At 34.6% G+C, this 13,278-nt stretch carries 11 protein-coding genes; 10 read left to right on the plus strand and 1 reads right to left on the minus strand.

Going from position 1 to position 13,278, the window contains the following annotated elements; translation table 11 throughout:
- Nucleotides 1–46: 46 nt before the first annotated feature.
- Entirely contained in the window at nucleotides 47–358 is a 312-nt protein-coding gene (locus ACPX19_RS11735; protein ID WP_426430195.1) for a hypothetical protein, read from the minus strand.
- A gap of 238 nt (nucleotides 359–596) precedes the next feature.
- Here ACPX19_RS11735 and ACPX19_RS11740 point away from each other — a divergent pair, with 238 nt between their 5' ends.
- From ACPX19_RS11740 to ppdK, 10 genes are all read left to right on the plus strand, one after another.
- Nucleotides 597–1,319: a peroxiredoxin gene (locus ACPX19_RS11740; protein WP_426430196.1), complete on the plus strand. Its 723-nt coding sequence runs from the start codon at nucleotides 597–599 to the stop codon at nucleotides 1,317–1,319.
- A gap of 346 nt (nucleotides 1,320–1,665) precedes the next feature.
- On the plus strand, nucleotides 1,666–2,298 hold the full coding sequence (locus ACPX19_RS11745; RefSeq protein WP_426430197.1) for a DUF2202 domain-containing protein: 633 nt from the start codon (nucleotides 1,666–1,668) through the stop codon (nucleotides 2,296–2,298).
- Nucleotides 2,299–2,409: 111 nt separating this feature from the next.
- On the plus strand, nucleotides 2,410–3,087 hold the full coding sequence (locus ACPX19_RS11750) for a DUF6799 domain-containing protein (protein WP_426430198.1): 678 nt from the start codon (nucleotides 2,410–2,412) through the stop codon (nucleotides 3,085–3,087).
- Between the two features lie 59 nt (nucleotides 3,088–3,146).
- Complete coding sequence (locus ACPX19_RS11755) at nucleotides 3,147–4,061, plus strand: hypothetical protein (protein ID WP_426430199.1); 915 nt, start codon at nucleotides 3,147–3,149, stop codon at nucleotides 4,059–4,061.
- Nucleotides 4,062–4,152: 91 nt separating this feature from the next.
- Complete coding sequence (locus tag ACPX19_RS11760) at nucleotides 4,153–5,466, plus strand: TolC family protein (protein WP_426430200.1); 1,314 nt, start codon at nucleotides 4,153–4,155, stop codon at nucleotides 5,464–5,466.
- A 1-nt stretch (nucleotide 5,467) separates the two neighbouring features.
- Nucleotides 5,468–6,559: an efflux RND transporter periplasmic adaptor subunit gene (locus ACPX19_RS11765; protein WP_426430201.1), complete on the plus strand. Its 1,092-nt coding sequence runs from the start codon at nucleotides 5,468–5,470 to the stop codon at nucleotides 6,557–6,559.
- Between the two features lie 36 nt (nucleotides 6,560–6,595).
- A complete protein-coding gene (locus ACPX19_RS11770; protein WP_426430202.1) occupies nucleotides 6,596–9,796 on the plus strand; it encodes an efflux RND transporter permease subunit in 3,201 nt (1,066 codons plus the stop codon).
- A 9-nt stretch (nucleotides 9,797–9,805) separates the two neighbouring features.
- Nucleotides 9,806–10,111, plus strand: coding sequence for a hypothetical protein (locus ACPX19_RS11775; RefSeq protein ID WP_320555232.1), 306 nt, complete (start codon nucleotides 9,806–9,808; stop codon nucleotides 10,109–10,111).
- An 11-nt stretch (nucleotides 10,112–10,122) separates the two neighbouring features.
- Nucleotides 10,123–10,326, plus strand: coding sequence for a YgaP family membrane protein (locus ACPX19_RS11780; RefSeq protein WP_426430203.1), 204 nt, complete (start codon nucleotides 10,123–10,125; stop codon nucleotides 10,324–10,326).
- Nucleotides 10,327–10,493: 167 nt separating this feature from the next.
- A complete protein-coding gene (ppdK, locus tag ACPX19_RS11785) occupies nucleotides 10,494–13,226 on the plus strand; it encodes a pyruvate, phosphate dikinase (RefSeq protein ID WP_426430204.1) in 2,733 nt (910 codons plus the stop codon).
- Nucleotides 13,227–13,278 lie beyond the last annotated feature (52 nt).

The raw sequence follows: 13,278 nt of genomic DNA on the forward strand, positions 1-13,278 counted from the left end.
AAAAATGTAAATAAGGGTAGATACTATCTACTATTAAAAAAGAAAACTATACCTGTGGCGGATGAAACCAATCCACAACATTTAGAAAAGAATACAAATTTTTATAAGGATTTTGGGATTGTTTTTTGGGCACGAATTCGGTAATCTGCTTAAAAGATTCTTTAGGGTATGAAACTAATATCAGCTCTTTAAAATCTACAATACTTTCAGGTGTTTTCTCATTACTTTCTTGCGATTCTGCGACCTTTTTAAGATGACATTTACCGTTACATTGTAGCTCAGGTTTATCCTTGTTTTCACATAGTACCTCAATAAAACCAACTGGGTCAAGCTTATAATAAGCATAAGTGATAGGCACTCTTAAACTATTAGATAAGATAAGAGTAGCAAGTAATATGGAAAGAAAGTACGTACCTATTTTCACCCTTGGAAAATGTAGATATATTGTTAATAAATCTAAAGACTTTGATTTATATAATTTTAAAAATCACCCGACAAAGGTCTTTATTAAATTGAGTATACAACGTAACATTCGTTACATAGGTTTGAACTATTGTTTTTTAATTTTGAATAAATTATATAAATAATAAGATATCATGAATACAACAGAAACACCACAAGATCAACAAACATTTTCAATGCCTAAAATAGGCGACAAAGCTCCAGAATTTAAAGCAGTTACAACTCAGGGAGAAATAAATTTTCCATCAGATTATAAAGGTAGCTGGACGATTTTATTCAGCCATCCAGCAGATTTTACGCCAGTATGTACATCAGAGTTTATGACTTTTGCACATTTAGAAGAAAAATTTAATAAAGCAAATTGTAAGTTGGTTGGTCTGTCTGTTGATGGTCTCTATAGCCATATTGCTTGGCTAAGAACAATCAAAGACAAAATTGAATTTAATGGGATGAAAGGTATTGAAGTAAAATTTCCATTAATTGAAGATATTACGATGAATGTGGCCAAGAAATATGGAATGATCCAACCAGGTGAACATCAAACCCAAGCTGTAAGAGCTGTGTTCTTTATAGATCCAGAAAGCACGGTTAGAGCTATCATATATTACCCATTAAGTTTGGGTAGAAATTTTGATGAAATTTACAGAGCATTAATCGCAATGCAAACCTCTGATAAATTTAATGTGGCAACACCAGCTGATTGGGAACCAGGTAAGAACGTAATCATTTCACCAGCTGGTTCTTGTGGAGTTGCTGAAGAACGTATGACCAAAACAGATGATCTAGAATGTAAAGATTGGTTTTTCTGTACTAAAAAGTTAGACAAGGATACCGTTTTAAACGAAGTGTTGAAATAAGTTCTTTAGGTATGAGTAAGTTTTAATCCTTTTTGAGAGCACCAATCTTGGTGCTCTTTATACTTATGTAACATTTGTGACCAAAGTTAGAATACTTCTAATGTATTTTTAAGTCTCAATAAAGAAGTTAAAAAATTATAGTAGTTGCAGGTGGATAAAAAGGAACTCGTAAGATTTACTAGTGTAGTTAACTAGTTTTTTTTGGTTAGTGTTAAGGTGTCTATTTAACACCTTGATTTAAGAGAGCTTTTCTATAAAAGCTCTCTTTTTTTTAATGTAACATTAGTAGCATCTTAATTGTATTTTATTTCAGAACTTTAATTATCAATTTTAAAATTAAAGTAAGATGAAAAAGTCATTATCAACTCAGGTTACAATATTGATTGTATTGATGCTATCATTATCTTTTCTATGTGCATGTAGTAATGATAATGAAGATAATAATAGTGCAAACACTATAAACCAAACTCTAACTGAATCAGATAAAAATGCTTTGCTATTTATGTTAGAGGAAGAAAAGTTAGCAAGAGATACTTATATATTTCTAAATAACGAATGGTACTTAAACCAGTTTGCTAATATTAAGAATAGTGAGCAAACGCACATGAATGCAGTTGAGAGTTTATTAATTCAATACGATATAGAATATAATATTTTGCCAATTGGTGAATTTGCAAATCAGGATCTTCAAAATTTTTATGATCAATTTATTTTAGATGGCTCTGTAAGCCTGATAAATGCACTTAAAATAGGAGCAACTGTCGAAGATCTAGACATAGTTGATTTGCAAAATTATATTGAAGCTACATCCAATACAGACCTAATTTCAGTTTTTAATAGTCTGCGATGTGGTTCTAGAAATCACCTTAGAAGTTTTGTATTTGGTATCGAAAATTCCGGTAGTACTTATGAGCCTCAATTTTTAACTTCAGAGGAATATAATACTATAATTAACGGAAGCCATGAACGATGTAATTAACTATTTAGTTTAATTATAAATTATTGGTTTTTAAGTATTTCTGATTAATATCATGGTAGCAAAATTTTAATAACAATACATTTAACATGTTTAATTTAAATAAATAAAAAAATGAAAAATGCAATTTTAACAATAGTGTTAGTTGCGTTAAGTGCAACAACTATTTTCGCACAAGACAGAGACAGAGACCAAGTTAGGGATCAAGATCGTTTAATGTTGGTGGATGGTGATGTTTTACAAATTAGAGACCGAGATCAAGTACGTTTACAAGATCGAGTAACTCTAAATGATGGAACTGTATTAAATACAGATGGTACATATCAAACAAAAGAAAAGAAAAAATTAAAACTTCAAAACGGGCAATGTTTAGATATGAATGGTGTAATGTACCAAAATGAACACCAATACAGACAAATGGTACAAAAAGAGAATAAAGGTTTAACTAAAGAGCAAGTGCAGGAAAGAAATCAAAACAGATCTCATTACATGCTTGTTGATGGTGAAGTTATTCAAATTCAAAATCAATCTCAATTGAGATTACAAAATCAAATAAAGTTGGGTAATGGTACAGTTGTTAATCCAGATGGCTCTTATCAAACACAACAAAAAAAACAATTACGCTTACAAGAGGGAGAGTGTTTGAATATGGATGGTGAAATGTTTAAAAACACTTATCAACATCGAAAAAAAATAGCCAAAAAAAATAAGCTGAATAAAAAGAACAAGCTAAACAAAAAGGCTAATAAGAAAAATAAGGTTAACAAAAAGACCATGAAGAAAGGTAACTAAAGAAATAAGGGATTTAAGTTTTTTAAATCCCTTTTTCGATTTAACTAAAGTGTAAAGTGATGAAAAATTTTCAATATATGCTGGCACTTTTAGTCCTTTTACTTTTCAGTAATCATGTGATAGGTCAAAAAATTAAAAGTGTAAACCAGAACTCAAAAGCAAAAGATTCTACAGAAGTTAAGCATGAAAAAGACTCAAGCTATGTGTCATTAAATCTCAGCTACATAAGCGATGCTGTTTTTTTAGGAAGAAAAGATTCTGTAGCTATGCCATATTTATATGCTTCAGCAATGTACCATCATAAATCTGGTATTTATGGAATAGGCTCATTATCTTATCTCACAAAAGCAAATGAAAGTAGAGTAGATTTGTTTTTGGCATCATTAGGGTACGATTTATCATATAACAATTTTGATGGTGATATATCCATTACAAAGTATTTTTTCAATGAGGATAGTTATAATGTTATTTCTCAAGTTAGTGCTGATGTAACAGTAGTTTTAAGTTACGACTTTCAGTATTTTAACTTAGCTGCCACAGCCGCAAATTATTTTAATAATAATAGTACTTCAGATTTTTTCTTATCTACAGAAGTAAGTCACGATTTCATAACACGTAATCAAAAGTTTCAAATATCACCTTCTGTTGGTTTGTATTTCGGATCTCAAAATTTCTATCAAGAGTATTATACTAATAGAGGAAGTAGTGGTCAAGGACAAGGCCAAGGTCAAGGAGGTACTGTAAACTCAACAAGTGGTTATAACATAACTGTAGAAGAGAGTGAAACATTTAATATAATGGCTATTGAGTTTGGCTTACCAGTTTGGTACGAAGCAGAGCCTTTTATTTTTATGTTTTACCCTAGTTACGTCATCCCTCAAAGTCCATCAATACTCATAGTAGATGATGTAGTTTATGAAGAAGACTTGGATCCTACATTATATTTTTTATTGGGTGTAAGTTTAAAAATATAAGCGCAGAAAAAAGCTTGTTTATTGCTTTAGTAACCTTTGTTACTAAGTGAAAGTTGAACACAACTTAATTTTGAATCAAATTAAAAAAGAAATGTATAAACTAAAATATCTTATCACATTCGTTTTAATAGGTTCCATATCTGGCAATTATGCTCAGGAAATACAACCTATTTCTAAGACTGAAGTATTGAATAGGGTTTCAGAGGCAAATCAACAGATAAAGATTTCTGTTGAAGCTTTTAATGAGGCCAAAGCAGATTATAGACAGACCAATGCTGTGTTTTTACCAAACATAAGTGTGTCTCACACAGCCATAGCCACAACAAATCCATTAATGGCTTTTGGTTCAAAACTAAATCAAGAGATTGTAACTCAAGCAGATTTTAATCCAGATGCGTTAAACAATCCTAGTCAAATTCAAAATTATGCTACTGTTTTCGAGTTTCAGCAACCCTTAATTAATATGGATGGGTTTTACCAACGTAAAGCCGCTAAGTATAAAATGGAAGCTATGGCTTTGCAAACAGATAGAGTTAAGGATTATGTGAATTTTGAAGTCGAAAATGCCTATATGCAATTGCAATTGGCATACAAGGCTGTAGCTGTACTAGAGAAAGCGTTAGAAGCAACAGAGGCAAATTTACAATTGGCAAAAAACAGTTTTGACCAAGGCTACTTGCAAAGATCTGATGTACTCTTGGTTGAAGTGAGAGTAACAGAGGTAAAGAATCAATTACAAACGGCAAGGAGTAATGTAAAAAACGCTTCAAACTACTTATCATTTTTAATGAATGATACTTCAGATGTGGTTTTAAAACCTCAGGACTCCCTACAGTTGGAAACGACCGTTTTAGAAACGAATAAAAGTCTTAATGAAGAACGTGCAGACATAAAAGCGATGCAATTAGCTGCTAATGCAAGAGAAACTATGTACAAGTCAGATAAAATGACATTTCTGCCAACATTGAATGCCTTTGGTAGTTACCAATTGTACGACGATAGTTTATTCCAGTTTGGTGCTGATGGTTATTTGGTTGGTGCTGAATTAAAATGGAACATCCTTCAAGGTACCAAACGTTTTGGAAAAGCCAAAAAATCTAAGGCTACTCTAGAAAAATCAAAATTAGAGTATCAGCAATATGTATCCAAAAGTCAATTAGAACTGAATAAAACTAAGCGATTACTTCAGGATATGGAAAGTAAACTAGAGTTATCAAAATTAGCCATGGAGCAATCTAAAGAAGCTTTAAGAATTAGAACAAACCGATTTAAAGAAGGCTTAGAAAAAACAACAGATTTGCTTATTGCAGAAACACAATTTGCACAAAAAGAACTCGAATATTATCAAACCATTTTTGAATATAATAGCACAAAAGCGTATTTAAATTTTTTAACCATAAACTAAAATGAAGACATTATCTATACATAAATTATTTGCCGTAGTTACTTTACTTGGAGTATTGAGTTGTGGGCAAGATCAGAAAGAAGGTGTGAAAGACACTTCGAACCCTGTTCCGGTAGTTGTAGCAAAAGTAATTTCCAATAGCAATAATTCACCCTTAATTGTTAGTGGTACCATAGAGGCCGTTAATAGTGCAAATTTAAGTACTCGTTTAATGGGTTATGTAGAACGCATAAACGTTAAGGTTGGTGACAAGGTCGCTAAAGGGCAAACCTTAATTGTAATAAACAATAGTGATTTACAAGCCAAGAGAGCTCAGGTCAATGCTGGTATTTCAGAGGCTCAAGCAGCTTTTACCATTGCCGAAAAGGATTATAACAGATATAAAAACCTGTTTGAGCAAAATTCTGCATCACAAAAGGAATTAGATGACATAACCGCGCATTACAACATGGCAAAGGCCAGATTGGAAGCTGCGCAACAGATGAAAAACGAAATCAATGCGCAATTCGCTTATACTAATATCAAAGCCCCTTTTAGTGGTGTTGTTACAGGAAAATTCATTGACGAAGGTTCGTTAGCAAATCCAGGAATGCCATTGCTTGCTGTAGAATCACCTCAAAATTTTGAAGTGGTTGCCAGAGTTTCTGAGGCTAACATTTCAAGCATTAAAGAAGGTGAAGATGTCAATGTTATAGTGTCTTCAATTGATGCTGAACTCGAGGGGAAAGTTTCAGAAGTAAGTAGTTCTTCCGCAAATTCTGGTGGGCAGTATTTGGTAAAAGTAAATTTAGATTCTAAAAACGAAAAGGTGCGTTCTGGTATGTTCGCTTCGGTTCAATTCCCAAATGTAAAAAATCAAACCCCAAACGCTACTGAAACGATTATGATTCCTGAAGAAGCTATAATCATTAACGGTCAATTATCTGGAGTTTATACCGTTAGTCAGCAAAATACTGCGGTTTTGCGTTGGTTAAGATTAGGAAAATCCTTTGGTGATAAAGTTGAAGTGCTATCTGGGTTAACATCTGGTGAGTCATATATCTTATCATCGGAAGAGAAGCTGTATAACGGAGCAAAGTTAAGTATCCAATAAACAATCGAAGTAAGCAGTTAATTTAAATTAAAAAAAATGAAAGAAGGTTTAGCAGGAAAAATTGCCAAGGGCTTTATAAGTTCTAAACTTACGGTGCTTTTGATGATTGTTTTCATGATCATTGGAGTATACAGCTCCTTTTTAATTCCTAGAGAAGAGGAACCACAAATAGACGTGCCTATCGCCGATATTTTTGTGGGATATCCTGGTGCGAGCCCAACAGAGGTAGAGTCTAGGGTAATAAAACCATTAGAAAAACTCATAACCAATATAAAAGGCGTTGAATATGTGTATTCCACGTCCATGCAAGAACAAGGCATGGTTATCGTTCAGTTTTATGTAGGCGAAGATATTGAGCGTTCGTTTGTAAAGCTTTATAACGAGATTAATAAGCATATGGACATCATGCCACAAGGTGTGACGTTTCCATTGGTAAAAACACGTGCGATTGACGATGTGCCAATGCTTGGACTAACGTTATGGAGTGAGAATTATGATGACTTCCAACTGAAACAAATTGCTCAGGAGTTAACTGATGAAATAGAAAAAGTTAATGATGTTGCGGTGACCAAAAAAATAGGAGGAAGAAATCGTGAGCTGCGTGTGGTTTTGGATAAGAACAAATTAGCCTCTAGTGGATTGGATTTCTTATCGGTTGCCGAAATGATAAAGGCAAACAATCAACAACTAAATTCAGGTAGTTTTGATAGAAATGATACAGAATTCCTTGTAAAAACAGGAGAGTTTCTTCAAACAAAAGAAGATGTTGAAAACTTGGTCGTTGGTGTGTTTAACAATCAACCAATTTATTTAAATCAAGTTGCTAAAGTCATTGATGGGCCTCAAGTACCCATCAACTATGTTAGTCTTGGTTTTGGTTCGGCAAGCGAAAAAATTAAAGACTATAAATCAGAATACCCAGCTGTAACCATCTCCGTAGCCAAACGTAAAGGTGCGGATGCCATGAAAATATCGGATATTATTATTGATAAAGTTGAGCATCTTAGAACGACCCTTATACCAGATGATGTTCATGTAGAAATTACACGAAATTATGGTGAAACTGCATCTCAAAAAGTATCAGAATTATTAATGCACCTTATTGGTGCCATCATTGCAGTAACTATCGTAGTAATGCTAGCAATGGGATGGAGAGGTGGATTAGTGGTATTCTTATCGGTACCGATTACATTTGCCTTGACCTTATTGAGTTATTATTTACTCGATTATACGTTAAACCGTATCACACTTTTTGCTTTAGTCTTTGTTACAGGTATTGTGGTAGATGATTCCATTATCATTGCCGAAAATATGCATAGGCATTTTAAGATGAAACGCTTACCATTTAAGCAAGCCGCCTTGTATGCCATTAATGAAGTGGGTAACCCAACCATTTTAGCAACATTTACGGTTATAGCCTCAGTATTACCAATGGCATTTGTATCTGGTTTAATGGGACCTTATATGAGTCCTATGCCGATAGGTGCATCAATTGCTATGTTATTATCCTTGTTTGTAGCTTTAACCATAACCCCTTATTTGGGCTATATTTTTCTTAGGGAAAAAGATAAGAAAGCAGAAGCTATTAATGATGATGAAACAGCTGGTCTTTCCGATTCTTTGATATTCAAAATCTATTCAAAATTTGAAACACCACTTATTGAAAATAAAACCAAGCGTTGGGCATTTTTAGGAATAACCTTTTTCCTATTACTGGGTTCAGTTGGATTGTTCTTTACTAAAACAGTAGCGGTAAAAATGTTACCATTTGACAATAAAAACGAATTTCAGGTGGTTATTGACATGCCAGAAGGTACAACCTTAGAGCGCACAGCATTGGTGGCTAAAGAAATAGGACAGTATTTGGCAACCAGACCAGAAGTGGTAAATTATCAAAGTTATGTTGGGACATCCGCTCCAATCACCTTCAACGGATTGGTGCGTCATTACGATTTACGTGGTGGTAGCAATATGGCGGATATTCAGGTGAATCTAACTGATAAGCATGATCGATCTGAACAAAGTCATGATATTGCAAAATTGTTACGTCCAGAGATTCAAAAAATTGCCTCAAAATACAATGCCAATGTAAAATTAGTGGAAGTGCCACCAGGTCCTCCGGTGTTATCCACGATTGTGGCAGAGATTTATGGTCCAGATTATCAAGAACAAATTCGTGTGGCAGATTCGGTCCAGTCTATTTTAAAACGTATAACGGATGTTGTAGATATTGATTGGATGGTGGAAGCCAATCAGAAAGAATTCAACTTTAAAATAGATAAGGAAAAAGCCATGCTAAATGGTGTTGCACCACAACAAATTGCCTATACCATGAATATGGCGTTGTCCAATAGACCCGTGACGCACTTATACGATGAGGATGCTTCAAATCAAGTTGAATTAATTTTAGCTCTAGATGAAGATGAAAAATCAACACTTCAAGATATTGCTAATTTAAAGGTGAAATCACAACATGGGCATCTGGTTCCAATTATAGATTTGGTAACTATAGAAGAAGGTGCGAAGCCTAAGAGTATTTATCGAAAAAATCAAAAGCGCGTTGTATATGTCACAGCTGATATGGCTGGTGAGTTGGAAAGTCCGGTTTACGCTATTTTAGGTATGTCTGATAAATTACAAGAGATCAACTTGCCTAAAGGTTATAATATGGATGAGTTATATATAAAACAGCCAGAGTTCGAAGATGATTATACCGTAAAATGGGATGGTGAATGGCAAATCACATTAGAAGTGTTTAGGGATTTAGGAATCGCATTTTTGGGTGTTATCATCATCATTTACATCTTGATTGTGGGTTGGTTCCAAAACTTCAAAGCTCCTGTGGTCATGATGGTAGCCATACCATTGTCATTAGTTGGTATTGTATTAGGACACTGGATGCTCGGAGCGTTCTTTACAGCAACCTCTTTTATTGGCATGATTGCTTTGGCTGGTATCATGGTTAGGAATTCGGTACTACTTATTGACTTTGTGAATTTAAGATTAGCAGAGGGTATTCCATTAAAACAAGCGGTTATTGAGGCTGGAGCCGTTAGAACAACACCTATATTGTTAACTGCTGGTACTGTAGTTATTGGTGCATTTGTGATTCTTTTTGATCCTATATTCCAAGGTTTAGCTATTTCATTAATGGGTGGAACAATAGTAAGTACCGTACTTACTTTATTAGTAGTACCATTGGTGTATTATATGATAGAACGTAAAAATTATAAATAAATAAAGCAGATGAAATTAGTGATTGTAACAGCCGTTGAGGAGTTTCATAAAGAGGCTTTAAGGCTTTTTAAAGAAGCTAAAATTGAAAGTTTTAGTACTTCAGATATTGATGGATACAAGGAAGCGCCCAGCTTGTTGGCTACGTCAAGTTGGTTTCCAAGTGTTAAGGGTGGTAGTGAATCGCATATGTTTTTCTCATTTACCGAAGAAGAGCAAATAGAACGCCTATTTCATCTTATAGCAGAATTTAATTCTACACTTGAAACTAACAACCCAATACGAGGTGTGGTATTACCAATAGAAAAATATATTTAAACTTAAAAATTATGATAAATAGGTATATAAGAGCAATTGCAGGAACATTTGTTATTATCAGTGTTCTTTTAGGTATGTACGTTAACGAAAACTGGTTGTGGTTTACCATTTTTGTTGGTGCAAATTTATTACAGTCGTCCATTACTAAATGGTGTTTGATGGAAGATATTCTAAAAAAAATAGGAGTTAAGGATTCGAAAGAATCTTGTGGTTGATTCGTAGTTTAATAGAGTTTCTAAAAGTCCAGTGCTTATAAAAAGCCTGGACTTTTTTTATGTATAAAAATTTAGAATAAAGGTGTAAACATGACTAATATCATAATATATGGATACTTGACTTAGTACCTTTAATGCATTATTTAGAAACTAAAAATTTCATTATTATGGAACTCGCAAATAAAACTAAAACAAGGGTTTATACCTTCGGAAACAAAAAGGCCGATGGTAACAGCTCTATGCGTAATTTGCTAGGTGGTAAAGGTGCTAACCTAGCAGAAATGAGCGCCATTGGCATACCAGTGCCACCAGGATTTACCATTACTACAGAGGTTTGTACTGAGTACAACCTTTTAGGAAAGGATGAGGTCATTCAGCTTATAAAGCGTGAAGTAGAGTTAGCAGTGGCTAAGATTGAAAAAACCATGAACACCAAATTTGGTGATGCTAAAAATCCATTACTATTATCAGTTCGTTCTGGTGCTAGAGTATCTATGCCAGGTATGATGGATACCGTATTGAATCTAGGTTTGAATGATGACGTGGTTGAAGGTCTTGCTAAAAAAACCAAAAACGAACGTTTTGCTTGGGATTCTTATCGACGCTTTGTGCAAATGTATGGTGGTGTTGTTATGGGTGTCAAAGCTATAAACAAGGAAGATATAGATCCATTCGAAGAAATCATTGAGAACTTAAAAGAAAAAAGAGGTATCACATTAGATACTGAATTTACAGTTCAGGATTTAAAGGATTTAGTTTTCGATTTCAAAAAGGCGATTTACAGACGCATAGGAAAAGAATTCCCTAGTGATCCTTGGGATCAATTATGGTTGGCAGTTATGGCTGTATTTGATAGCTGGAATGGTAAACGCGCCGTTTACTACAGAAATATGCATGGATATCCTGCAGATTGGGGAACAGCTGTGAACGTACAAGCTATGGTATTTGGTAATATGGGTGAAAATTCAGGAACCGGAGTATGCTTCACTCGTGATGCTGGTTCTGGTGAGAATTTATTTAATGGTGAATACCTAATCAATGCCCAAGGGGAAGATGTGGTTGCTGGTGTTCGTACCCCACAACAAATTACTAAAATAGGCTCCCAACGTTGGGCAGAATTAGCTCAAATCACAGAAAAAGAAAGAAAAAATTCATATCCGTCATTAGAGGAAGTGATGCCTGAAATTTTCAAAGAATTAAATGGCTATCAGCAAATCCTAGAAAAGCATTATCGAGATATGCAGGATATGGAGTTTACCATTCAAGAAGGAAAATTATGGATACTTCAAACGCGTAACGGTAAACGTACAGGTGCAGCTATGGTTAAAATTGCCATAGACTTGCTCTCGCAAGGTTTGATTTCAGAAGAGGAAGCCTTATTGAGAATAGAACCCAATAAATTAGATGAATTATTACATCCCATTTTTGACCCAGCAGCTCTTAAAAAAGCTCATGTCATTGCTCAGGGCTTACCAGCTTCTCCTGGTGCTGCTACTGGTCAATTAGTATTCTTTGCTGAGGACGCCAGTAAATTTAAGTACTCTATACTTACAAGAATAGAAACATCTCCAGAAGATTTAGAAGGAATGAATTTGGCTAAGGGTATACTTACCGCTCGTGGTGGTATGACATCTCATGCTGCTGTTGTAGCTAGAGGTATGGGTAAATGCTGTGTGTCTGGTGCAGGTGCTTTAAAAATCAACTATAAAACCAAAACGATGTGGGTAGAAGGAAAAGAATACCATGAAGGTGATTGGATCTCTATCAATGGATCAACTGGTAATATTATAGAAGGTAAGGTTGCTACCGTAGAACCAGAATTAACTGGTGAGTTTGCCGAAATCATGATACTATCAGATAAATACAGTAGTATGAAAGTGCGTACAAATGCTGACACACCACAGGATGCTAAAGTAGCACGTAATTTTGGTGCAACTGGTATTGGCTTAACTCGCACAGAACATATGTTCTTTGAAGTAGACCGTATTAAAGCCATGAGAGAAATGATTTTAGCAGATACTGTTAAAGGTCGTAAACAAGCACTGGCAAAATTGCTTCCAATGCAACGTGAAGATTTTGAAGGTATTTTTGAAGCTATGGAAGGTCTTCCTGTAACTATTCGTTTACTGGATCCACCATTACATGAGTTCGTACCTCACCAATTAGCGACTTTACGAGAATTGGCAGATGAAATGCACGTGTCTTTAGAATCTGTTAAGATTAAAGTTGCGGATTTAGAAGAATTTAACCCAATGCTAGGCCACCGTGGTTGCCGTTTAGGAAATACTTATCCTGAAATAACAGAAATGCAAACACGTGCTATCATTGAAGCAGCTTTAAACCTTAAACAAAGAGGTATTGAGACTAAACCAGAAATCATGGTGCCATTAGTTGGTACGTTTGATGAGTTTGTGGCTCAAGAAACTATCATTAGAGATACCGCTGAGGCTATTTTTAAAGAAAGAAAAGATAGAATTGAGTATTTCGTAGGTACAATGATTGAAATTCCACGCGCAGCGTTAATGGCAGATAAAATTGCCAAGCGCGCAGATTTCTTCTCTTTTGGTACCAATGATTTAACACAGATGACCTTTGGTTACTCTAGAGATGATGCTAGTAAATTCTTACCTATCTATCTCGAACAAGGTATTTTAAAACACGATCCTTTTGAAGTATTGGATCAAGAAGGAGTAGGACAGTTAGTTACCATGGGTACGCAACGTGGTCGTAGTACAAATCCAAAATTAAAAGTTGGAATATGCGGCGAACATGGTGGTGAACCATCTTCGGTCGAATTCTGCTATAATAATGGTTTGGATTATGTAAGTTGCTCTCCATTTAGAGTTCCGATTGCGAGAGTTGCTTCTGCACAAGCAGCCATAAAATCCGTGCTAAACTAATATTTTCTTTTTCACATGAAACTTCCTGAGGCATCCTCAGGAAGTTTTTTAT

This window comes from Winogradskyella sp. HB-48, from assembly GCF_049942685.1.
GTDB lineage: Bacteria > Bacteroidota > Bacteroidia > Flavobacteriales > Flavobacteriaceae > Winogradskyella.

Coding starts and splice junctions, on each gene's coding strand:
- ACPX19_RS11740 (WP_426430196.1), top strand. CDS start 597: ATGAATACAACAGAAACACCACAAGATCAACAAACATTTTCAATGCCT.
- ACPX19_RS11745 (WP_426430197.1), top strand. CDS start 1,666: ATGAAAAAGTCATTATCAACTCAGGTTACAATATTGATTGTATTGATG.
- ACPX19_RS11750 (WP_426430198.1), top strand. CDS start 2,410: ATGAAAAATGCAATTTTAACAATAGTGTTAGTTGCGTTAAGTGCAACA.
- ACPX19_RS11755 (WP_426430199.1), top strand. CDS start 3,147: ATGAAAAATTTTCAATATATGCTGGCACTTTTAGTCCTTTTACTTTTC.
- ACPX19_RS11760 (WP_426430200.1), top strand. CDS start 4,153: ATGTATAAACTAAAATATCTTATCACATTCGTTTTAATAGGTTCCATA.
- ACPX19_RS11765 (WP_426430201.1), top strand. CDS start 5,468: ATGAAGACATTATCTATACATAAATTATTTGCCGTAGTTACTTTACTT.
- ACPX19_RS11770 (WP_426430202.1), top strand. CDS start 6,596: ATGAAAGAAGGTTTAGCAGGAAAAATTGCCAAGGGCTTTATAAGTTCT.
- ACPX19_RS11775 (WP_320555232.1), top strand. CDS start 9,806: ATGAAATTAGTGATTGTAACAGCCGTTGAGGAGTTTCATAAAGAGGCT.
- ACPX19_RS11780 (WP_426430203.1), top strand. CDS start 10,123: ATGATAAATAGGTATATAAGAGCAATTGCAGGAACATTTGTTATTATC.
- ppdK (WP_426430204.1), top strand. CDS start 10,494: ATGGAACTCGCAAATAAAACTAAAACAAGGGTTTATACCTTCGGAAAC.